General features: G+C 66.4%; 18 protein-coding genes and 1 pseudogene. 13 read left to right on the top strand and 6 right to left on the bottom strand.

Annotated elements, in window-relative coordinates; genetic code table 11:
• Positions 1 to 9 precede the first annotated feature (9 nt).
• The 3 genes from BVG12_RS19400 to BVG12_RS19390 all read left to right on the top strand — a co-directional run bounded on the left by BVG12_RS19400 (position 10) and on the right by BVG12_RS19390 (position 2,334).
• Positions 10 to 915, top strand: coding sequence for a LysR family transcriptional regulator (locus BVG12_RS19400; protein WP_075793831.1), 906 nt, complete (start codon positions 10 to 12; stop codon positions 913 to 915).
• Positions 912 to 1,520, top strand: coding sequence for a M15 family metallopeptidase (locus BVG12_RS19395; RefSeq protein WP_075793830.1), 609 nt, complete (start codon positions 912 to 914; stop codon positions 1,518 to 1,520). Before BVG12_RS19400 ends, BVG12_RS19395 begins: the two co-directional genes overlap by 4 nt.
• A 127-nt stretch (positions 1,521 to 1,647) precedes the next feature.
• Positions 1,648 to 2,334 carry a hypothetical protein gene (locus BVG12_RS19390; protein ID WP_075793829.1) on the top strand — a complete coding sequence of 229 codons (687 nt, stop codon included), beginning with the start codon at positions 1,648 to 1,650 and terminating at the stop codon, positions 2,332 to 2,334.
• Positions 2,335 to 2,336: 2 nt separating this feature from the next.
• On the opposite strand, the gene dacB is transcribed toward BVG12_RS19390, so the two are convergent.
• Positions 2,337 to 3,887, bottom strand: coding sequence for a D-alanyl-D-alanine carboxypeptidase/D-alanyl-D-alanine endopeptidase (gene dacB / locus BVG12_RS19385; protein WP_083685229.1), 1,551 nt, complete (start codon positions 3,885 to 3,887; stop codon positions 2,337 to 2,339).
• A gap of 26 nt (positions 3,888 to 3,913) precedes the next feature.
• Positions 3,914 to 5,152, bottom strand: coding sequence for a spore maturation protein (locus BVG12_RS19380; protein WP_075793828.1), 1,239 nt, complete (start codon positions 5,150 to 5,152; stop codon positions 3,914 to 3,916).
• Positions 5,153 to 5,387: 235 nt separating this feature from the next.
• Here BVG12_RS19380 and BVG12_RS19375 point away from each other — a divergent pair, with 235 nt between their 5' ends.
• From BVG12_RS19375 to BVG12_RS19365, 3 genes are all read left to right on the top strand, one after another.
• Positions 5,388 to 7,196 carry an ABC transporter substrate-binding protein gene (locus BVG12_RS19375; RefSeq protein WP_075793827.1) on the top strand — a complete coding sequence of 603 codons (1,809 nt, stop codon included), beginning with the start codon at positions 5,388 to 5,390 and terminating at the stop codon, positions 7,194 to 7,196.
• A 164-nt stretch (positions 7,197 to 7,360) separates the two neighbouring features.
• Positions 7,361 to 10,123 carry a TonB-dependent receptor gene (locus BVG12_RS19370; protein WP_229503659.1) on the top strand — a complete coding sequence of 921 codons (2,763 nt, stop codon included), beginning with the start codon at positions 7,361 to 7,363 and terminating at the stop codon, positions 10,121 to 10,123.
• Positions 10,124 to 10,226: 103 nt separating this feature from the next.
• Positions 10,227 to 11,264: a S66 peptidase family protein gene (locus BVG12_RS19365; RefSeq protein WP_083685227.1), complete on the top strand. Its 1,038-nt coding sequence runs from the start codon at positions 10,227 to 10,229 to the stop codon at positions 11,262 to 11,264.
• 63 nt (positions 11,265 to 11,327) lie between these two features.
• Here the strand turns inward: BVG12_RS19365 and BVG12_RS19360 are convergent, their stop codons facing one another.
• Positions 11,328 to 12,230 (bottom strand): LysR family transcriptional regulator, encoded by a 903-nt coding sequence (locus BVG12_RS19360; protein WP_075793825.1) that lies wholly within the window; start codon positions 12,228 to 12,230, stop codon positions 11,328 to 11,330.
• 96 nt (positions 12,231 to 12,326) lie between these two features.
• Here BVG12_RS19360 and BVG12_RS19355 point away from each other — a divergent pair, with 96 nt between their 5' ends.
• Together BVG12_RS19355 and BVG12_RS19350 are read left to right on the top strand one after the other, a co-directional pair.
• Positions 12,327 to 12,860 carry an ester cyclase gene (locus BVG12_RS19355; RefSeq protein WP_156895866.1) on the top strand — a complete coding sequence of 178 codons (534 nt, stop codon included), beginning with the start codon at positions 12,327 to 12,329 and terminating at the stop codon, positions 12,858 to 12,860.
• Positions 12,861 to 12,872: 12 nt separating this feature from the next.
• On the top strand, positions 12,873 to 13,667 hold the full coding sequence (locus BVG12_RS19350) for an SDR family NAD(P)-dependent oxidoreductase (RefSeq protein ID WP_075793824.1): 795 nt from the start codon (positions 12,873 to 12,875) through the stop codon (positions 13,665 to 13,667).
• A 12-nt stretch (positions 13,668 to 13,679) separates the two neighbouring features.
• On the opposite strand, the gene BVG12_RS19345 is transcribed toward BVG12_RS19350, so the two are convergent.
• On the bottom strand, positions 13,680 to 14,279 hold the full coding sequence (locus tag BVG12_RS19345; RefSeq protein WP_075793823.1) for an FMN-dependent NADH-azoreductase: 600 nt from the start codon (positions 14,277 to 14,279) through the stop codon (positions 13,680 to 13,682).
• A gap of 149 nt (positions 14,280 to 14,428) precedes the next feature.
• On the opposite strand from BVG12_RS19345, the gene BVG12_RS19340 reads away from it, so the two are divergent.
• Complete coding sequence (locus BVG12_RS19340) at positions 14,429 to 14,851, top strand: MarR family winged helix-turn-helix transcriptional regulator (protein WP_075793822.1); 423 nt, start codon at positions 14,429 to 14,431, stop codon at positions 14,849 to 14,851.
• Between the two features lie 55 nt (positions 14,852 to 14,906).
• Positions 14,907 to 15,720, top strand: a pseudogene (locus tag BVG12_RS19335) (SDR family NAD(P)-dependent oxidoreductase).
• A 50-nt stretch (positions 15,721 to 15,770) separates the two neighbouring features.
• Here the strand turns inward: BVG12_RS19335 and BVG12_RS19330 are convergent.
• Positions 15,771 to 16,313 carry a PaaI family thioesterase gene (locus BVG12_RS19330; protein WP_075793821.1) on the bottom strand — a complete coding sequence of 181 codons (543 nt, stop codon included), beginning with the start codon at positions 16,311 to 16,313 and terminating at the stop codon, positions 15,771 to 15,773.
• A gap of 131 nt (positions 16,314 to 16,444) precedes the next feature.
• Here BVG12_RS19330 and BVG12_RS19325 point away from each other — a divergent pair, with 131 nt between their 5' ends.
• Complete coding sequence (locus tag BVG12_RS19325) at positions 16,445 to 16,900, top strand: MarR family winged helix-turn-helix transcriptional regulator (protein WP_075793820.1); 456 nt, start codon at positions 16,445 to 16,447, stop codon at positions 16,898 to 16,900.
• Between the two features lie 97 nt (positions 16,901 to 16,997).
• On the top strand, positions 16,998 to 18,185 hold the full coding sequence (locus tag BVG12_RS19320) for a thiolase family protein (protein WP_075793819.1): 1,188 nt from the start codon (positions 16,998 to 17,000) through the stop codon (positions 18,183 to 18,185).
• A 38-nt stretch (positions 18,186 to 18,223) separates the two neighbouring features.
• On the opposite strand, the gene BVG12_RS19315 is transcribed toward BVG12_RS19320, so the two are convergent.
• Complete coding sequence (locus BVG12_RS19315) at positions 18,224 to 19,123, bottom strand: LysR family transcriptional regulator (RefSeq protein ID WP_179966232.1); 900 nt, start codon at positions 19,121 to 19,123, stop codon at positions 18,224 to 18,226.
• A 96-nt stretch (positions 19,124 to 19,219) separates the two neighbouring features.
• Here BVG12_RS19315 and BVG12_RS19310 point away from each other — a divergent pair, with 96 nt between their 5' ends.
• The gene (locus BVG12_RS19310) at positions 19,220 to 20,233 is read left to right on the top strand and encodes a zinc-binding alcohol dehydrogenase family protein (RefSeq protein WP_075793817.1); all 1,014 of its coding nucleotides are present in this window, start codon (positions 19,220 to 19,222) and stop codon (positions 20,231 to 20,233) included.
• Positions 20,234 to 20,347: the final 114 nt, after the last annotated feature.

Genomic DNA, 20,347 nt, shown 5'->3' with positions numbered 1-20,347 from the left:
GATTGAACGATGCGTCTGCGCCATATCGAAGTATTCCACGCCATCATGCAGGTCGGCACCATCAGCGGCGCCGCCCAGGTGCTGCACATCTCGCAGCCCGCCGTGACGAAAGTGCTGCAGCACGCCGAACTGCAGCTGGGGATGCCGCTGTTCGAGCGCGTGCGCGGCAAGCTGTATCCGAAGCCGGAAGCGCACCGCCTGTTCGCGGAAACGGAAAAGCTGAACCGCGACCTGCAAGGCATCCGCCGCCTGGCCGCGAGCCTGAAAAACCGCGCCGAAGAAACCGTGCGGCTGATTTCCACGCCGACCATCGCCGTCTCCGTCCTGCCCGCCGCATTGACCGTGTGGCGGCGCGATTTCGCACAGACCCGCTGCGAGCTCGCCACGTTCCACACGAGCGAGATCGTGAACGCGCTGCGCCTCGGCGAGGCCGATCTCGCCTTATCTCTGCAGGACCCGCGCCATCCCGGCATCGAAGCGGAACCGATCGCGCAAGGCGCGCTGACCGTGATGGCGCCGGCCGGCACGTGGACCGCACAGGAGTGCGGCCAACCGATCACGCCGGCCGGCCTCAGCGGCGAGTTGATCGGCCTGGCCGACCGCGATCCGCTCGGTGAAATGGTCGTGGCCGCGTGCGAAGCGCAGGACGTGCACCCGGTCTTCCGCACCGTCGTGCAGACGTACCAGATTGCCCGCTCGCTCGTCGAAGCGGGCGCGGGCACGGCCGTGCTCGACCCGTTCACGGCCGCGTCCGCCGCGCCGGGCAAGGTGCAGTGCCGTCCGTGGGCGCCGACGATCCCCGTCCAGCTGTACCTGCTGACGGCCAGCCACGCGCCGCTGTCGCATGGCGCGCGCGAACTGGCCAATTGCATCGGCGCCACCGCGCGCCAGCTCTTGGAAAAAGGATGCACATGAATACCATCGCCAGCGAAGACATCGCCGGCCACCCCGAGTTCCGCCACCTCTCCACGATCGCCGGCATCGCCGTCGACCTGCGCTACGCGACCCCCAACAATTTCATCGGCCGCGATCTGTATTCCCCCTACGACTGTGCCTGGCTGCACCGCGACGCGGCTTGCGCGCTGGAGCGGGTCGTCGCGTGGTTGAAGGAACGGCGTCCCGGCTGCACGCCGCTCGTGCTGGACGCGTTGCGCCCGCAGCGCGTGCAGCAGCAGCTGTGGGACGCGCTGGCCGGCACCGATCTGCAGATGTACCTCGCGAATCCGCAGCGCGGCTCGATCCACTCGTTCGGCATGGCGCTGGACATCACGATCCTCGACGAACAGGGCCGCGAACTCGACATGGGGACGGGCTTCGACGACATGACGGCGCTGTCGCATCCGGCGCTGGAAGACCGTTTCATCGCGAGCGGCGCACTCACGCCCTTGCAGGTCGCCAACCGCCGGCTGCTGCGCGACGCCATGTTCCAGGCCGGCTTCGTCGGCATCAACACGGAGTGGTGGCACTTCGATTGCGGCGACCGCAACCGCGTGCGCGAGACTTTCCGCCGCGTGCTCTGAGCCCGTCGCACGGCGCTGTCGCGCCATGCTGACGGCCCCCATGCACGCTTGAGCAAACTCATTCTCCTGCATTCGCCTGCCGGGACAATCGGTCCACTGACCCACGCCCAAGCGAAGGAGATGAGAGATGAAGAGCTCGTTGTTGTCCTGTTTGACTCTGCTGATGATGACCGTGCTGGCAGGTTGCGGCACCGATGGCGGCAGCCGGTTCGCTTCGCGCGACACCACGGTCGAGTACTACCGCGTATTCGACATCAAGACCGACGCCGCGCCGCAAGCCGTGGCCCGGGCCGCCACCGACGGCATCAACCGCAACGTGAAGGACGCCGTCATCGCGACGCCGGCCGGCGTCGAGGCGACCGAGCTGCCGGGCCACTTCAAGATGGCCGATCCCACGAGCGCCGCGCCGGGCACCGCCGTCGACAAGAGCCCCAGCTGCGAAGGCGCCGCCTGGACCGCCAAGGCCGCCCCGCACGTGCGCGGCGGCGACAACATGAACATGGTCGCCTGCCTGTTCCCGTACAAGAGCGGCTACCACCTCGACATGTACGCCGTCTTCACCAAGCCCGATGGCGGCTGGCTGTCCTGGCCGCGCCGGGTGAGCGGCATGATGTTCGGCACACCGGAAAAATTCACGGAAAACACGATGCTCGACGTCGTGCGTTCGATCCGCGCGAATACCAAGGCCCAGGTCACGCTCGTGGAAGCGAAGCCGAATCTGCCGGGTACGCCGTGGATGGAAGGCGGCGATGCGCCGCTCGCGGCGGCGCAGGCGCCGGCGGGGCCGGGCGCCGGGGAGCCGAGCAAGCCGTGACGTTACGGCGCGGTGGGCGTGCTTGATGGCGCACCGTCGAGCCGCGCCACCCAATCGACGAGCGCATCGAGCACGGCCCGCCCGCGCCCGTTGCCGACCCGGTCGCTGTTGACCATGGCCACGAGCACGCATTGCCTGCCATCCGCATCCTGCACATAGCCGGCCAGCGAGACGATGTTCGAGAGCGTGCCCGTCTTCAGGCGCGCGCGGCCCGCGGCCGGGCTGTCCTGCAGACGGCGGCGCATCGTGCCGTCCACGCCCGCGATCGGGATGCTGGCCAGGAATTCCGGCGCCCAGTTGCTGCGCAGGCCGGCTTGCAGCAGGGCCGCCATCTGGATGGGGGTGATGCGCTCCGTGCGCGACAGGCCCGCGCCGTTGTCCAGCACGAGGCCCGTGTCGTCGATGCCGTGTGCGCGCATCCAGGTGCGCACGGCCGCGTCGCTGCGGACGAGCGTCGGCACTGCCGTGGTGGCGGCCGCTTGCGGATGGCTGCCCAGCACGGGGTCCGGTTCGAGCGCGCCCAGGCTCAGGAAGAGCAGGCGCGCCAGGACGTTGTCGGACGGCTTGTTGGTGTCGCGGATGATTTCCGGCAGCGCGCGCGAGACGTGCTCGGCCAGCAGGCGCGCATCCGGCGGCGTGGTGCCCTCGACGGCCGTGCCGGCGAGCGTGCCGCCCAGCGTCCTCCAGATGCGGGGCACGAGGCGGGCGACGTATTCCTGGCGGTCGACCACGTTGATCGATTCGCTGGCCACGCAGTTTTTCGGGAAGGTGCCGTGCAGCACGACCTTGATACCGCCGCCTGGGCGAGGCACGGCTTCCGGCGTCTTCCAGCCGTTGTCCCACGTGCGGCAGTCGGCGTCGACGAGCGTCATGTCCGATTCGACCGTGACGCCGTCGAGTTCGGGCTGCATTGCCACGCGCACGCGAGAGGCCGCTCGGCCGTCCGCACGCGGCGTCGAGCGCAGGTCCAGTTGCAGCATGTTCTTGTTGACGAAGACGGCGTCCGGGGCGACGTTGTAATACGCCTCCGGCGATTCGTCGAAGGGCGGCACGCCGAGGTCGAAGCGGGCGGGATTGAACAGATGGCGGTCGACGACGAGGTTGCCGGTGATGGTGCGGATGCCCTGGTAGCGCAGTGCGCGCAGCATCGTCGTCAGCGTCTCGGTGGACAGGTCGACGTCGGCACCGCCGCGCAGCACGAGGTCGCCGTGCAATACGTCGCCTTTCAGCTCGCCCGTCGTGCGCAGCTCGGTGCGGCCGCGGAACACGGGGCCCAGCTGCTCGAGGCCGATCAGCGTCGTGACGAGTTTCATGGTCGACGCCGGCTGCATGGGACGGTCGGCCAGGTGCGCCAGCACGGTCTTGTCGCCGCGCAGGACGAGTACGCTGACGGCGTCCTCGGGGATCGCCGCCGTGCGCAGGGCGGCCAGGACGGGGAGCGGCAACGATGCCGTCATCGACGACGGTGGCGACGGCTGCAACTGGGCCGCAACGGGGTTGCAGATGCCCAGCAGCGCGGCGGACAGGAGAGAAAGCGCGTGACGACGAAGCATGCCGGTCCTTGAACTTGAATGAGCGGTTAGCCGAAGAACACGTAGGCCACGGCGATGGCCGCGACGATGCCGGCCAGGTCGGCGATCAGCCCGCAGGAAATCGCATAGCGGGTCTTGCGCACGCCGACGGAGCCGAAGTACAGCGCGACGATGTAGAACGTGGTGTCGGCCGAGCCCTGGAAGATGCAGGCCAGGCGGCCGACGAACGAATCGACACCGTAGGTCTTCATGGCGTCGATCATCAGCGCGCGCGAACCGCTGCCGGACAGCGGCTTCATCAGCGCGGTGGGCAGGGCGGGCGTGAACGCCGTGTCGAGACCTGCCAGCCGGATCAGCCACTCGAGGCCTTGGACGACGAAGCCGAGCACGCCGGCATTGCGGATCACGGAGATGGCGACGAGCATGCCGACGAGGTAGGGGATGATCGTGAGCGACGTCTGGATGCCGCCCTTCGCGCCTTCGATGAACGCCTCATACACGTTGACGCCCTTGCGCAAGGCGACGACGATGAACACGACGATGATGGAAAACAGGATCAGGTTGCTCGCGACCTTGGAGACGGTCTCGATTTCCGGCTTCGTGAGGTAGTGCGTGAAATACCAGATCAGCGCGGCGATGGCCGCCGTCATGCCGCCCAGCCAGCCCAGCACGACGCCGTTCAGCAGGTTGATCCGCTGGCGGATCGAGACCGCGATGATGCCGGCGACCGTCGCCACATAGGTCGCGATCATGCAGGGAATGAAAATGTCGGACGGGTCTTTCGCGCCGAGGATGGCGCGCTGGGCCATGATCGCGAGCGGGATCAAGGTCAGGCCCGACGTGTGCAGCACGAGGAACATGATCTGCGCGTTGCTGGCCGTGTCCTTGTTCGGGTTCAGCGTCTGCAGGCTTTCCATCGCCTTCAGGCCGAACGGCGTCGCGGCATTGTCCAGGCCCAGCAGATTGGCGGAAAAATTCATCACCATGTGACCGGTGGCCGGGTGGTCCTTCGGCACCTCCGGGAAGATGCGCGAAAAGAACGGGGCGATGACTTTCGCCAGCCAGCCGACGACGCCGGCCTTCTCGCCGATGTTCATGATGCCCAGCCACAAAGTCATCACGCCGGCCAGGGGCAGAGCGATGTCCATCACGCCCATCTTGGCCGAGTCGAACGTGCCGTCGATGATGCGCTTGAAAATCTCGGTATCCCCAAGAAAGATCCATTGGGCCAAAGCAGCAATAAAGCCGACGAGGAAGAAGCCGGTCCAGATGTAATTTAATGCCATGGTGTCGTGGGTCAGGCCGGGCCGCGCAGGCAGGCCCTGGATGCCTGAGCTCGATTGTGCAGCGGAGAGTATAGGCGCTGAGTAAGCTGCGCTGATGAAAGAATGGGCCGGGGATATGTAAAAAAGTTATGCACCCCTATGAATCGTAGCGTTCTGTCATCGCAGCGCGTGACGGCATCTATTGCCTGCGTCTAACGCCCAGGCCTATGATATACAACGCTTCCAGGACCCCGCCATGCCGACTCGCCGTTCCCTCCTCGCTTCCCTGCTGCTCATCGCTCTCGCTCCATTCGCCGCCGCGCAAGGTACGGACAAAGAACCCAAGGTCCTGCACATGTTCCTGTCGACGAGCGAAACGGGTCTCGACCCGGCCGTCGCGTCCAACATCGAGACGTTGTCTCTGCTGGAAAACCTGTTCGATCCGCTGCTGCGCTACGACTATCTGGCGCGGCCCGTCAAACTGCAGGGCAATGGCGCGACCGACCTGCCCGAGATCTCCGCCGACGGTCTCACGTACACGTTCCACATCCGCCCCGGCATGCATTTCACGCCCGACCCGGCGTTCAAGGGCCCGCCGCGCGAGGTGACGGCGGCCGACTACGTCTACAGCATTCAGCGTCTGTACGATCCGGCGCTGAAATCGCCGTGGTCGTTCATGTTCGAGGGGAAACTGCTGGGCGACGCGGCGTGGAAAACCAAGTTCAGCTACGCGACCGCCATCCCCGGCCTGCAAGCCGTCGATAAATATACGCTGCGCATCCGCCTCGCCGAGCCGGACAACAATTTCCTGTTTTATCTCGCCACGCCGGCCACGGGCGTCGTCGCGCGCGACGTGATCGAAGCGTATCCGGGCCAGGCGGGCAACCATCCCGTCGGCACGGGGCCGTTCATGGTGGAGGAGTGGAAGCATAGCGACCGCATCACCCTCGTCGCCAATCCGACGTCGACGGCCGTGTTCCACTCCAGCGTCTCGGGCGACACGGCAGCGGACCCGGCCGACCGCGCCATCGCGCGCGCGCTCGAAGGGCAGAAGCTGCCGCGCGTGGACCGGGTCGAGGTCAAGATCGCGGAGGAATTCCAGGGCCGCATGCTGGGCTTCCTGAACGGCGAATACGATTACCTGGAGCAGGTGCCGGAGTCGATGACGAATATGGTCATCGCGAATGGCAAGCTGAAGCCCGAACTGGCCGCGCGCGGCATGCAGTTATACCGCTTCCCCGTGCTGCAGACCTATTACATGTGGATGAACATGGAAGACCCGGTGCTGGGCGGGTATGCGAAAGAGAAGGTGGCGCTGCGCCGCGCCATCTCGCTCAGCTACAACAGCGCCGAGGACATCGCCCTGCTGAAACAGGGATTCGCCATCAAGGCCGAGTCGCCGCTGCCGCCGGGCGTGCTCGGCTACGATCCGACCTACCGCAGCCCGGTCCCATACGATCCGGCACTGGCGAATGCCTTGCTGGACCGCTTCGGTTACGACAAACGCGACCCGGACGGATTCCGCCGCATGCCCAAGCCCGGTGGCGGCACGGTACCGTTGACCCTGCAGATGAGCAGCGAAGCGACGGTCAGCGGCCGCCTGCGCGACGAACTGTGGCGCAAATGCCTGAACGCCGTCGGCCTGCGCGTCGTGTTCAAGTCCGATAAAAAGACCGAGATCATCAAGGCGTCGCGCCTCGGCAAGGTGCAGATGTTCGAGAGTAATTGGATCGCCGACTTCCCCGACGGCGACAATTTTTATCAGCTGTTGTACGGCCCGAACGCGGATCGCGCCAATTACGCACGTTTCAACCTGCCGGCCTATAACCAACGCTACGAGCAGGCGCACGCACTCAAGGACGGCCCGGCGCGGCAGACGCTGTATTTCGAGATGAACCAGCTGATCCACGCCTACAACCCGTGGGTGCCGCTGACGCATGTGCTGTCGGCCGATATCCGTCAACCGTGGCTCAAAAACTACAAACGCCATCCGGTCGAATTCACGCAATGGCGTTATCTGGATGTCGATGTTGCGCAAAGAATACGTGCCACGCGAGGGAAGTGAGCGTTTTTGCTAGATTAACCTAGTGAAACATTCCCTGTAGTTATACTCAGGCCCGGAATTTTCATTGGCTGGGCGCGCGCCAGTGCGCTTACCTTTGAATACATAACGTAATGCAAAGACATTACACGCCCCATGCCAACGTCATCGCGCACCAAGGAGAACACGTGAAGTTAACGAAGCTAGCGTACATGATCGCCCTGATCGGGGCGGCCGCCCCGGCCATCGCGCAGGAAGCGCAAACGGACAAACCGATGGCACGCGTCGAAATCACGGGCTCCAGCATCAAACGCATCGCGACCGAAGGCGCGCTGCCGGTGCAGACGATCACGCTGGACCAGCTGGACAAGCAGGGCATCACGAACGCGGAACAGCTGATGCGCCTGATCTCGGCGAACGGCACGGGCGCCGACAATATGACTTCAGGTAATAACGTGTTCGGCGCGGATGCCGACCGCGTCAGCGGCGGCGGCTCGTTCGCGTCGCTGCGCGGTCTCGGCCCGACGGGCACGCTGGTGCTGATCAACGGTCGCCGTATTTCCGGCTACGGCCTGTCCGGCAAGGCGGTCGACCTGAACACGATCCCGCTGGCGGCCGTCGCCCGTGTCGAAGTGCTGAAGGATGGCGCGTCCGCGATCTACGGCACGGACGCCGTCGGCGGCGTGATCAACTTCATCCTCAAGACGAACTTCGAAGGCGTGCAGGCGAATGCCACCGGCAACTGGACGGAACACGGCGGCGGCGCCACGCGCCGGCTGCAAGTCGTGGCCGGCCACGGCAACCTGGATACGGACCGCTTCAACATCATGGCCGCCATCGGCTACGACAGGAACGCCGAACTCGACTCGCGCCGGCGTTCCTTCGCCAACGGCTACCAGCCGGCACGCGGCCTGTCGCCGGACACCACCGGCACCCCGGTCGCCAACCAGCTGACGGGCGCCGGCACGGCGCTGGGCGCGAACTTCCAGCGGCCGGGCGACCCGACCAAATACCTGCAGGCCGGCCTCCTGAGCCTGCAAGGCAAGTGCGACAGCGTGCCGGGCATGAACCAGTATGTCACCTCGCTGTGGAAGGACGTGACGTCGCCGCTGCGCACGACGTATTCCTGCACCTACGACTACGGCGGCGACTACGTGATGCAGCTGCCGACGGAGCGCACGAACGGCGTCGCCCGCGCCACGTTCCAGATCAGCCCGGAGCACCGTGTGTTCGCGGAAGCCGTCGGCGCGCACACGAACTCGCTGGCGATCCTGACGCCGACGCAGATCTCGACGTCGCTCGCGAACGGCAACGCGTATCCGGCGGGCGGTCCGTACTACCAGGACCTGTCGCCGTACATCTCGACCTTCGACAAGACCAAACCGATCATCTATAAATGGCGCGCCTGGCCGCTGGGGAACCGCACCCAGAACTACACGACCGACACCGTGCGCCTGATGACGGGTGCGGAGGGCCTGCTTGCCGGCAAGTGGGATTACAAGATCGACCTGTCGCACAGCGAGAGCCACACGAAGACCGACCTCGTCGACGGCTACGCCTACACGAGCGCGTTGTATAAAGTGCTGGGCAGCGGCGTCGTGAATCCGTTCGCCGCGCCGTCGCAAGGCCAGAGCGCGGCCGCGATGCAGGCGCTGGAAGCGACCAAGTTCTATGGCCGCCTGCAGCACGGCAAGACGACGCTCACGCAATTCAACGCGTCCGTCTCGGGCGAGATCTGGCAGCTGCCGGCCGGCCCGCTGCAGGGCGCGATCGGCACCGACCTGCGCCGCGAGGGCTACGGCTTCGCGCAGGACGTCGACGCGACCAAGATCCTGCTGGCGCCGGGCAATGCGAACCAGGACACGGTCAACCGCAACATCAAGGCGATCTATACCGAGCTCGTGGTCCCGGTCATGAAGAACCTGGAACTGCAGCTCGCGCTGCGCCGCGACGACTACAGCGTGATCGGTGCGACGACGAACCCGAAGATCGCGTTCAGCTACCGTCCCACGGGCTGGCTGATGCTGCGCGGCTCGGCCAACAAAGGGTTCCTGGCGCCGAGCTTCGCCCAGCTGTATTCGGGCCGCCTGAACCAGGAGCTGCCGAACGGCGTGTCCGATCCGGTCGGCTGCGCGGCCCACCCGGGCGACCCGCGCTTCTGTGCGATCGAGCGCCTGAACTACTTCAGCGGCGGCAATCCGGGCCTGCGTCCGGAGACGTCGAAGCAGGGCACCCTGGGCTTCATCGTCGAGCCGAGCCGCAACTTCTCGGCGTCGGTCGACTACTGGGCGATCAACGTCAAGGACCGCATCCTCAACCGCACGCCGCAAGTCGTGCTGGCCAACGAGGCATCGCTGCCGGCATACATCCACCGCAACCCGGACGGCACCATCGCCTACGTCGACGCCGGCTGGATCAACGCGGCCGGCCTCAAGACGCGCGGCGCCGACGTCGGCCTGCGCGGCCGCGGCGACCTGCCGGACGGCTGGCGCTGGAACGCGACCCTCGACGGCACCTGGACGCAGAGCTACAAGTTCGCCGAGTTCGAAGGCCAGCCGTACGTCGAATACGTCGGCAATTTTTATACGCGCGACCTGTACCTGCGCTGGAAGCACAACGCCACGTTCAGCGTCGCCAAGGGCCCGTGGAGCGTCCTGCTGAGTAACCTGTACCGCGACGGCTATGCGGACGAGCTGCCGAACGGCGGCAAGGGCACGCCGCCCGCCGGTTTCAACCCGCGCGTGGCCAGCTACACGACGTGGGGCCTGTCGACGACGTACACGGGCATCAAGAACACGACGCTCACCGTCGGCATCCAGAACCTGTTCGACCGCGACCCGCCGTTCACGGCGCACAACGTGGACGAAGTCGTGGGCGCCGGCTGGGATCCGCGCGTGGCCGATCCGCGCGGCCGCTCGCTGAGCTTCGACATCAAGTACCGCTTCTTCTAACCCTTCATCCGGGATTGCCAGTATCCTTGGCGCTCCGGCGGCCCGCGACCATGGAAGCCACAAGCTTCCGCGGCGCGGGCCGTTTAACTTCGAACCCCACACCATGAACGGCAGGCGCAGATTCAACGCGATGATGGCGGCGGCGCTGCTGCTGCCTTTTACGCGCGCGCGCGCCGCATCGACCATGACACCACTGATCAAACCACCGCGTCTCTCCCGCGGCGACGTCGTCGGCCTGGTCGCGCCGGGCGGCTACACGAGCGACGCTTCCATCGACAAGGCAGTGCAGCACATCGAGTCGCTGGGCTTGCGCGTGAAGCTGGGCACCTACCTGCGCGACGTCTGGGGCAATTACGGCGGCACGGTCGCGGCGCGCATCGCCGACCTGCACGCGATGTTCCGCGATCCTGAAGTGAAAGCCATCTGGGCGATCCGTGGCGGCTCGGGCTGCATCTCGCTGTTGCGGCACCTGGACTACCGCCTGATCCGCACGCATCCGAAAATCCTGCTGGGCTATTCGGACATCACGGCGCTGCACCTCGCCATCCACCGCCATGCGGGCCTCGTGACCTTCCACGGCCCGGTGGCATCGAGCACGCCATCCGACTATGCGACGGAGCACCTGCTGGCCGTGCTGATGGAGCCAAGGGATTCGTACACGATCCCGATGTCGGTGGAGAACGACCGGCGCGCGCTGGAAGAGCCGTGGTACGCGACGCGCACCGTGCACAAGGGCGTCGCGACCGGCCCGCTCATCGGCGGCAACCTGTCGCTCGTGAGCGCGCTGGCCGGCACGCCGTACGCGGCGGATTTCACGGGCGGCCTGCTGTTCATCGAAGAGGTGAACGAGGAGCCGTACCGTATCGACCGCTGGATGACGCAGCTCGATCTGGCGGTCGGTTTCGACAAGGCGGCCGCAATCATGATCGGCATCTGCGAGAACTGCGGGCCGCAAGGGGACGGGCCGTCGCTGACCCTGGACGAGACGCTCGATGTACATTTGAAACCGTTGCGCGTGCCGGCGGTGACGGGGTATTCGTTCGGGCATATCCGCAACCAGTTCACCATTCCGGTCGGCGTGCGGGGACGGCTGGATACGGAAGCACGCACGGTGACGTTGCTGGAAGCAGCCGTTAGCTGACGTACCGTCGTTCCCGCGTGGGCGGGAAGTCATTTCCGGCAGTGCCGGGAATGACGTTGTTCGTTACCACCTCCACGCCTCTTGCAGCCTCTCCTTCAAATACCCCACGAACACCCGCACCCTCGGCGCCAGATTTCTCTGGTGCGGATACACCGCATGCAGCGGCGCCGCCGCCATCGCGTGGTGCGGCAGCACGCGCACCAGGCGGCCCGCCGCGAGGTCGTCGCCCACGTCCCAGATCGATTTCAACGCAATGCCGCTACCGGCCAGTGCCAGCTGCTGCGCCGCGCCGCCGTCGTTCGTGAGGAAGGCGGCGTCCACGCGCACGGGGGCCGTTTCGTCGCCGTCGAACTTCCAGTCCGTGCGGCGCTGGTCGCCGATCACGATGCAGCGGTGGCCCGCCAGTTCGTTTGGGGTGCGCGGCTCGCCGTGCCGCTGCAGATAAGCGGGCGACGCGCACAGCACGCGGTAGTTCGGCGCCAGCGCGCGCGCGACGAGCGAGGAGTCGGCCAGCGCGCCGTAGCGGATCGCGAGGTCGATGCCGCTGTCCAGCAGGTCGACGATGGCGTCGCCCAGCTCCATCTGGATCGTCACTTGCGGATGTAAATCCTGGAACGCGGCCGCGATCGGCGCCAGCCAGCGCCGCCCGAACTCGCCGGGCGCCGTGATGCGCAACAGCCCGTGCACGCCGTCGCGGCGCTGCGCGAGCAGGGCTTCGGCCTGCTCGATTTCGTCCAGGATGCGCAGCACGCGCGCGTGGAACAGGCGGCCTTCCTCCGTCAGCGTCTGGCGCCGCGTCGTGCGCTGCAGGAGGCGCGTGCCCAGGCCCGCTTCCAGCAGAGATAAACGCTTGCTGACGACGGACACGGGCACGTCCAGCTCGCGCGCGGCCGCGGACAGGCTGCCGGCGGAGACGATCCGCGCAAACGCGACGAGGGCAGGGAAGTTGTTGGCGAGCGTGTCCATCTTGCGTTTTCCGGAAACAATGATTTCGTATTCTGCCGCTATTTTTCGCGCCAAGTGAAATCTATGATGCGTTCATCGATCAACGCCCGCTGGAGCATGAATATGAAAGCCAACCACATCCTCGCCGCCGCGGCCATGCTGTCGTCGCTGCCGGCCCTCGCGGATGAACAGCTCGTCCGCGCCCACGACATCATCGCCGACCCGTCGCTGCCGGCGGCGCAGCGCGATGCCGAAGTGCTGGCCGCGCGCCGCTACGCCACGTTCTGGCACACGGGCGACGAACGCTACGCCCGCGCCGCGCTCGCCGCCGATTTCACGGACCGCACGTTGCCGCCGGGCCGTGCGCAAGGCGTGCCGGGAGCGCTCGCGGCATCGAGATTCGTGCGCACGGCGATCCCGGACCTGCAAGCCGACCTGCAGCAACTGATCGTCGCGGGCGACCGCGTCACCGTACACTATCGCTTCCACGGCCATTTCACGGGACAGTGGGCCGGCACGCAGGGGCATGGAGAATCCGTCGACTTCATCGCCACCGACATCTACCGCATCGCGGACGGAAAAATCGCCGACAACTGGCATATCGAGGACAACCTCGCGCTGATGCGGCAACTGGGCCTCGTCGCCCGCTGAACAGGAGCCAACATGCACATCGACCTGACTGGCAAGACCGCACTCGTTTCCGCTTCCACCGCCGGCATCGGCCTGGCGACGGCCATCGGCCTCGCGCGGGCCGGCGCGACCGTCATTCTCAATGGCCGCAGCAATGACGCCATCGAACGCGCCCGCGACATCGTGCTGGCGCAGATGCCCGGCGCGCAGCTGCGCGGTGTGCCCGCCGATCTGGCGACGGCCGAGGGTGCCGCCGCGTTGATCGCCGCCGAGCCGCGCGTCGACATCCTCGTCAACAACGCCGGCACGTACGGCCCGCAGGATTTCTTCGAGATCAACGACGCCACGTGGGAGCATTTTTTTCAATTGAACGTGATGTCGGGCGTGCGCCTGGCGCGGCACTACCTGAAAGGGATGCTGGAACGTGACTGGGGCCGCGTGGTGTTCATCTCGTCGGAATCGGGGCTGAACATCCCGGCCGACATGATCCACTACGGCATGACGAAGACGGCCCAGCTGGCGATCTCGCGCGGACTGGCGAAGCTGGCGGCCGGCAGCGGCGTCACCGTCAATGCGGTGCTGCCGGGGCCGACCCTGTCGGAAGGCGTGCGCGCCATGCTGGAAGGCGCGGCCCAAGAGGCGCATACCTCGGTCGAGCAGGCCGCGACGGAATTCGTGCGCACGCAGCGGCCCAGTTCCATCCTGCGCCGCGCGGCGAGCACGGAGGAAGTCGCGAACATGATCGTCTACGTGTGCTCGCCGCAGACGTCGGCCACGACGGGCGCGGCGCTGCGGGTCGATGGCGGTGTCGTGGACACCATCGCGTAGACGCGCTTGAGATCAGGCGACGATCTCGTCGATCTGCGCGGCGACTTCGTCGAACGCGGCGCTGGCGCGGTCCGGCCCCATGTTGACGCCCTCGGCGTAGATGAACTCGACGTCCGTCATGCCCATCAGGCCCAGCACGCCCTTCAGGTACGGCACCTGCGAATCGGCCGGCGTATCGCGGTAGATACCGCCGCGGGCCAGGCCCACGTAGACCTTCTTGCCGCTGACGAGGCCTTCCGGGCCGTTCGCGGTGTAGCGGAACGTCTGGCCGGCGCGGGTGACGGCGTCGATCCACGATTTGATTTGCACCGACACGCCGAAGTTATACATCGGCACGCCCAGTACGATCACGTCGGCGCGTTTCAGTTGCGCGATCAGGGCGTCGTCCAGGGCGACGCGCTCGCTTTGCTGCGGCGTGCGCTGGTCGGCGGGCGTGAACAGGGCGGACAGCGCGGTTTCGTCCAGCACCGGGTGCGGATCGCGCGCCAGGTCGCGCAGCTCGACCGTCGCTTGCGGATTGCGGGCTTTTAGCCGCGCCGTGATGGCGTCGGCGACGCGGGTGGAGTTGGAACCGTTCGCGCGGGCGCTACCGTTGATCTGCAGGATGTTCATCGTTGTTCTCCAGAAAGTGGAATCGATGGAAAACATTCTATTGGTTCTTCTCTGCGGGATTAAGCAGGGGTGGTGGATATCATTGTTCCGTCCATGGAACGATCTTCAAAGTGCTTGACATGTGTGCATACGCACATAATACTGTGCCCATGACTGCTTCCGAACGACTCATCGCCTGCAACTGCTTCGCCTCGCGCAAGGCGGCGCGCCTGATTACGAAGATGTATGAAGACCACCTGTCGCGCGTGGACCTGACGAGCACGCAGTTTTCCATCCTGGTCTACGTCGACGAGATCGGAGCCGCCTCGATGAAGGACCTCGTCGACGCGATGGTGATGGAACGCACGAGCGTGATCCGCGCCTTGCAGCCCCTGGAGCGCGACGGCCTCGTGGCCATCGGCCCGCACGAGGAAAACGCGCGCCGTAACGTCGTGCGCCTTACCGAGGCTGGCCGCGCGAAGTTGGCGAAGGCGATACCCGTGTGGCAGACGGCGCAGGCGGAGTTCGAACGCAGGTTCGGCGCCGGGCTGGCCGGGGAGTTGCGCCAGTCTTTGCTGACGCTGGCACCGTAGAAAAATTTTTTGCACTGATATGTGTGTACGCACACTTAACGACACGGAGAGGAACATGAACAAAGCACATCCCGGCACTGCGGTCGTCACGGGCGCCTCCACCGGCATCGGCGCCGTTTACGCGGACCGCCTGGCCCGCCGCGGCTACGACCTCGTGCTGGTCGCCCGCAATGGCGAGCGTTTGGCAGCCCAGGCCGACCGCCTGGCGACGACCTATGGCCGCACGGTGCGCGCGGTCGCCGCCGGCCTGACCCGCGACGCCGACCTGCGCTGCGTGGAAGACCTGCTGCGCAGCGACGACGGCATCACGCTGCTCGTGAATAACGCGGGCGTGGGCGGCACGGGCCCGCTGCTGGGCGCCGACGTCGACAAGATGCAGGACATGATCGCGCTGAACGTGACCGCGCTGACGCCTGACCTATGCCGCGGCCCCCGGTTTCGTGGCGCGCGGGAAGGGCGCTTTCATCAATATCGCGTCGATCGTCGCCATCGCACCGGAAGTGTTGAACGGCGTGTACGGCGGCAGCAAGGCCTATGTGCTCGCGTTCAGCCAGTCGCTGCAGCATGAGCTGGCCGGCCAGGGCGTGCGCGTGCAAGTGGTTCTGCCGGGCGCCACCGCGACGGATTTCTGGCAGATCGCCGGCACGCCGGTCGAGCACCTGCCCAGCGAGATCGTGATGCGCGCCGAGGATCTGGTCGATGCCGCGCTGGCCGGCTTCGACCAGGGCGAATTCGCCACGATCCCCGCGCTGGAAGATGGCGCCAAGTGGGATGCGTACGAGGCCGCGCGCCGGGCGATGCATCCGGAGCTGTCGCGCACGAAGCCGGCGAGCCGGTATGTCATTCAAAAAACGACGGCGACGGCATGAATTGTGGGTGGGGTGATTGATGCCCCGGCATCAATCACCCGCCCTATGCATCAACGAGCTTCGAATACCAAACACGTCGTGGTCGCATGCGCATACAACCGTCCCTGCGCATCGACGATCTTCCCCTCGGCCGTGGCGAGCTGGCGCCCGCAATGCAGCACGGTGCCGATCGCCCGCAGCGGTCCGCCATCGAGCCTTGCGCCGCGCACGAGGTTCACGCTCAGCTCCGCCGTCGTGTAGGCATAGCCCGGCTCCAGCGCCGTTTGCACGGCGCAGCCCACGGCCGAGTCGAGCAGGGTCGCGTACCAGCCGCCGTGCACGGTGCCCATCGGGTTCAGGTGTTTCTCCTGCGGCGTACCCTGGAACGTGGCCGTGCCCTTGTCGACTTCGACGAGGAAAAAGTCGAGCGTCTCGGCGATGTGCGCGTACGGAAAACGGCCGTCGAGCAGCGCCTGCATCACCGCCAGTCCCGTCATCCCGCGCGCTTCCTGCGCCGGCACCACGCCCGGTCGTCCGCCGCCTTGCTCCACGCGTGCGCGCACCGCGCGCAGCTGTGCTTCCCATTGTTCCGCCACCGTTTGCTGCTTGTCCATGCGATCTCCTTCATCCATATTGAGTGTATATGCAACTATTCGATGCCGATTATGCACAGGTTTCGGCGCACCCGGGGTTATACTCGCTAGAGGGCGGGCACTAACGCCGGCCCGGTACCGGAACACCGACCATGACATCGCGCCCGCAATCGAACGACCCCCTGTGCAACTGCCTCGCCCTGCGCCAGGCGTCGCGTTACATCACCGGTGTGTACGACCAGGCCCTGAGCGAAGCGGGCCTGCGCGTCACGCAGTTTTCCATCCTCGCCAAACTGCTGGGATTGGGGCCGATGACGGTCAACCAGATGTCCGCCGAACTGGTCATGGACCGCACGACCCTCACCCGCAACCTCAAGCCGCTCGAGCGCGACGCCCTCGTGACGACCGGTCCCAGCGAACATGATAAACGCGAGCGCGTGATTGTCCTCACGCCCGCCGGCAAGGCCAAGGTCAAGGCCGTGTTGCCGCTGTGGCGCCGCGCCCAGCAGACATTCGAGCAGAACTTCGGCAGCGAACGCGCGCTCGAACTGCGCATGCTGTTGCGCGCCGTCGTCGAGACGGGCATCCACGACCCCGACATCAAATAATCCCGATCTCCGGCAGGCCGCGCGTCCTGCGGTTTTCCAAATAAGTGTATATACTCCTATTTGTGTGATCCCGCCGTCCAACCCGAAAGGAGTCATCATGTCTGCCCGCGATATCGTCCTGTGTGCCCCCGTGCGTACCGCCATCGGCGCGTTCAACGGTTCCCTGAAATCCATCCCCGCCGTCGAACTGGGCGCGGCCGCAGTGCGCGCCGCCGTCGAGCGCGCGGGGATTGCTCCCGATGCCATCGACGCGGTCCTGATGGGCAACGTGGTCCAGGCGGGCAACCGCATGAATCCGGCCCGTCAGGCCGCCATTCACGGCGGCATTCCCGTCAGTGTGCCCGCGATGACGTTGAACCGCGTGTGCGGTTCGGGCGCGCAGGCCATCGCGTCGGCCGCGCACGAGGTCCTGGCCGGCGAAGCGAACGTCGTGCTGGCGGGCGGCATGGAAAACATGGACCAGGCGCCTTACCTGATGCCGCAGGCCCGCTGGGGCGCGCGCATGGGGCATGCGCAGATCTACGACAGCCTGCTGCACGACGGCTTGAACGACGCCTTCTCCGCCCAGCACTCGGGCTGGCACACGGAAGATCTCGTGAAGGAAGCGGACCTCACCCGCGCCGCGCAGGACCGCTGGGCCGAGCGTTCGCAGCGCCGTTTTTCGGAGGCCCAGGCCGCCGGTGCGTTCAAGGATGAAATCGTGGCGATCGAGATCGCGGGCAAGCGCGGCGTACAGCTGTTCGACACGGACGAAGCGAACCGCCCCGACACCACGCTGGAGGCACTCGCGAAACTGAAGCCGGCGTTCCGTCCGGACGGCACGATCACGGCCGGCAATGCGCCGGGCCTGAACAGCGGCGCCGCCGCCGTCATCGTCGCCGATCGGGCGACGGCCGAGCGCCTCGGCCTGCAGCCGATCGCGCGCCTCGTCGCGTCGAGCGTGGCGGCCGTGGAGCCGGGCATGTTCGGCATCGGCCCCGTGCCGGCCGTGCAGAAGGCCCTTGCGCGCGCCGGCTGGAACATCGCCGACGTCGACCGCTACGAAATCAACGAAGCCTTCGCCGCCGTGCCGCTGGCCGTCGCGCGCCAGTTATCTCTGCCGGAAGACGTCATCAACGTCGAAGGCGGCGCGGTCGCGCACGGCCACCCGATCGGCGCGACGGGCGCCGTGCTGACGGTGCGCCTGCTGCACGCGATGCGTCGCGGCCTCGCACGGCGCGGCGTCGTCACGCTGTGCATCGGCGGCGGGCAGGGGATCGCGCTGGCGCTGGAGCAGGTGACCTGAACGTCGCTCCCGCCTGCGCGGGAACGGCGAAGTGGTGGTCATGCCGCCATGACTGCTTTCATTCTCTCGACCAAAAACTCCCTGAGCACTCTGACGGCCGGCGACACTTGCCGCCGGTTCGCCAGCACCATGTACAGGGGCTGGTTGTTGCCCTCCCAGTCCGCGCAGACGATGGAGAGCGCGCCGCTCGCGAGGTCGGCCTGCACGTCGATGCGCGAGCGGTAGCACAGCCCCAGACCATCCAGCGCCCAGCGCCGCACGATCTCGGAATCGTCGGCCACACGGTCGCCGCGCACCGTCACGTCGATCTCCTCGTCGCCTTTGCGAAAGCGCCAGCGGTCGTTGACCGTCTCGTCGACCATGAAGCACAGGCAGTTGTGCGCCGCGAGTTCGTGCGGCGACGCCGGCGCGCCGTGCCGCGCGAGGTACGCCGGAGACGCGCATAGCACGCGGCGGTTGGTTTCCAGCAGCGGCAGCGCCACCATGCTGGATGCGCGCGGCTTCCCGAAGCGCAGCGCGATGTCGACCGGTTCCCGATAAATGTCGGCCAGGCGGTCCGTCAGCTGCAGGCGCAACCGGACGCCCGGATGGCGCGCCTGGAACGCGTTCAGCCACGGCAGCACGACGTGGCGGCCGAGGTCCGACGGCATCGAGATCTGCAACTGGCCCTCGATCGCATTCTCTCCCGCACGCAGTTCTTCCTCGGCTGCGCGCAAACCGTCCAGCAGCGGGCGGCAGCGCGCCAGCAGGCGTTCGCCGGCCACCGTCAGGCGCATGCTGCGCGTCGTGCGCACGAACAGCGCCGTGCCGAGATCCGCCTCCAGCCGTTTCAGGCTCGCGCTGGCGACGGCCGGCGAGATCTCCAGCAGCCGCGCGGCCGCCGACAGGCCGCCCTGTTCCGCCGTGGTCACGAAGAGTTCGAGGTCGCGCAGGTTCATTTTCAAACAAAAATTGAAATTGATTTCGTAATTGCCCAGTTTATCAAAAAGATGGGCGCGCCCAGAATCACACCCATCGATCACCAAGGAGCCGTCATGAAAGCCATCGCCTACCAGAACAACCTGCCCATTGATCACGCCGACGCCCTCGTCGACATCACCCTGCCGGACCCTGTCGCGACGGGCCACGACCTGCTCGTCGAGGTGAAAGCCGTGTCCGTGAATCCGGTCGACGTAAAGGTGCGCGCCGGTGCGAAACCGGCCGACGGCGATTGGAAAGTGCTCGGCTGGGACGCGGCCGGCATCGTAAAAGCCGTCGGGCCGGACGTGACCTTGTTCCGCCCGGGCGACCGCGTCTGGTACGCCGGCTCCATCGCCCGCGCCGGCAGCAACAGCGAGCTGCAGCTGGTCGACGAGCGCATCGCCGGCACGATGCCGCAATCGCTGGATTTCGGCGCCGCCGCCGCGCTGCCGCTGACGAGCCTCACGGCATGGGAGCTGCTGTTCGACCGTCTCGAGGTCCCGACCGACGAGCGCGGCGAGGGCAAGACGTTATTGGTGATCGGCGCGGCGGGCGGCGTCGGCTCGATCCTCGTGCAGCTGGCGCGCAAGCTGACCCGCCTGACGGTCGTCGGCACGGCTTCGCGGCCGGAAACGCGCGACTGGGTGGTCAACAACGGCGCCCATCACGTGATCGACCACAGCAAGCCGCTGGCCGACGAGATCACGCGCGCAGGCCTGGGCGCGCCGGATTACGTGATCAGTCTGACGCACACGGACCAGCACTTCGACCAGATCGTCGAGATCATCGCGCCGCAGGGAAAATTCGGCCTGATCGACGACCCGGCGCCGATCGACGTCCGCAAATTCAAGCGCAAGGCCGTATCTCTGCACTGGGAACTGATGTTCACGCGTTCGCTGTTCTCGACACCGGACATGATCCGCCAGCACGAGATCCTGAACCGCGTCGCGGCGCTGATCGACGCGGGCACGATCCGCTCGACGGCCAACGAGAATTTCGGGCGCATCGATGCGCAAAACCTCAAGCGCGCGCACGCGCTGATCGAGTCGAACCGGGCGCAGGGGAAGATCGTGCTGGTGGGGTTTTGAGTTACAACCACCGTCAACTCGATATCGATCGGATACACCATCTCACACGGCTGGCCATGGCAGACGGCGGATTGATAACGCTGGGCCATGGCGGCACTGGCGACGTAGCGGACT

This window comes from Massilia putida (assembly GCF_001941825.1).
Classification (GTDB): Bacteria; Pseudomonadota; Gammaproteobacteria; order Burkholderiales; family Burkholderiaceae_D; genus Telluria; species Telluria putida.
The sequence above is the reverse complement of the archived record's forward strand: the minus strand, read 5'-3'. Positions and strand labels throughout refer to the sequence as shown.

Excerpts from the sequence above, each read along its gene's own strand:
- BVG12_RS19400 (WP_075793831.1), top strand. The coding sequence starts at position 10 with ATGCGTCTGCGCCATATCGAAGTATTCCACGCCATCATGCAGGTCGGC.
- BVG12_RS19395 (WP_075793830.1), top strand. The coding sequence starts at position 912 with ATGAATACCATCGCCAGCGAAGACATCGCCGGCCACCCCGAGTTCCGC.
- BVG12_RS19390 (WP_075793829.1), top strand. The coding sequence starts at position 1,648 with ATGAAGAGCTCGTTGTTGTCCTGTTTGACTCTGCTGATGATGACCGTG.
- dacB (WP_083685229.1), bottom strand. The coding sequence starts at position 3,887 with ATGCTTCGTCGTCACGCGCTTTCTCTCCTGTCCGCCGCGCTGCTGGGC.
- BVG12_RS19380 (WP_075793828.1), bottom strand. The coding sequence starts at position 5,152 with ATGGCATTAAATTACATCTGGACCGGCTTCTTCCTCGTCGGCTTTATT.
- BVG12_RS19375 (WP_075793827.1), top strand. The coding sequence starts at position 5,388 with ATGCCGACTCGCCGTTCCCTCCTCGCTTCCCTGCTGCTCATCGCTCTC.
- BVG12_RS19365 (WP_083685227.1), top strand. The coding sequence starts at position 10,227 with ATGAACGGCAGGCGCAGATTCAACGCGATGATGGCGGCGGCGCTGCTG.
- BVG12_RS19360 (WP_075793825.1), bottom strand. The coding sequence starts at position 12,230 with ATGGACACGCTCGCCAACAACTTCCCTGCCCTCGTCGCGTTTGCGCGG.
- BVG12_RS19355 (WP_156895866.1), top strand. The coding sequence starts at position 12,327 with ATGAATATGAAAGCCAACCACATCCTCGCCGCCGCGGCCATGCTGTCG.
- BVG12_RS19350 (WP_075793824.1), top strand. The coding sequence starts at position 12,873 with ATGCACATCGACCTGACTGGCAAGACCGCACTCGTTTCCGCTTCCACC.
- BVG12_RS19345 (WP_075793823.1), bottom strand. The coding sequence starts at position 14,279 with ATGAACATCCTGCAGATCAACGGTAGCGCCCGCGCGAACGGTTCCAAC.
- BVG12_RS19340 (WP_075793822.1), top strand. The coding sequence starts at position 14,429 with ATGACTGCTTCCGAACGACTCATCGCCTGCAACTGCTTCGCCTCGCGC.
- BVG12_RS19330 (WP_075793821.1), bottom strand. The coding sequence starts at position 16,313 with ATGGACAAGCAGCAAACGGTGGCGGAACAATGGGAAGCACAGCTGCGC.
- BVG12_RS19325 (WP_075793820.1), top strand. The coding sequence starts at position 16,445 with ATGACATCGCGCCCGCAATCGAACGACCCCCTGTGCAACTGCCTCGCC.
- BVG12_RS19320 (WP_075793819.1), top strand. The coding sequence starts at position 16,998 with ATGTCTGCCCGCGATATCGTCCTGTGTGCCCCCGTGCGTACCGCCATC.
- BVG12_RS19315 (WP_179966232.1), bottom strand. The coding sequence starts at position 19,123 with ATGAACCTGCGCGACCTCGAACTCTTCGTGACCACGGCGGAACAGGGC.
- BVG12_RS19310 (WP_075793817.1), top strand. The coding sequence starts at position 19,220 with ATGAAAGCCATCGCCTACCAGAACAACCTGCCCATTGATCACGCCGAC.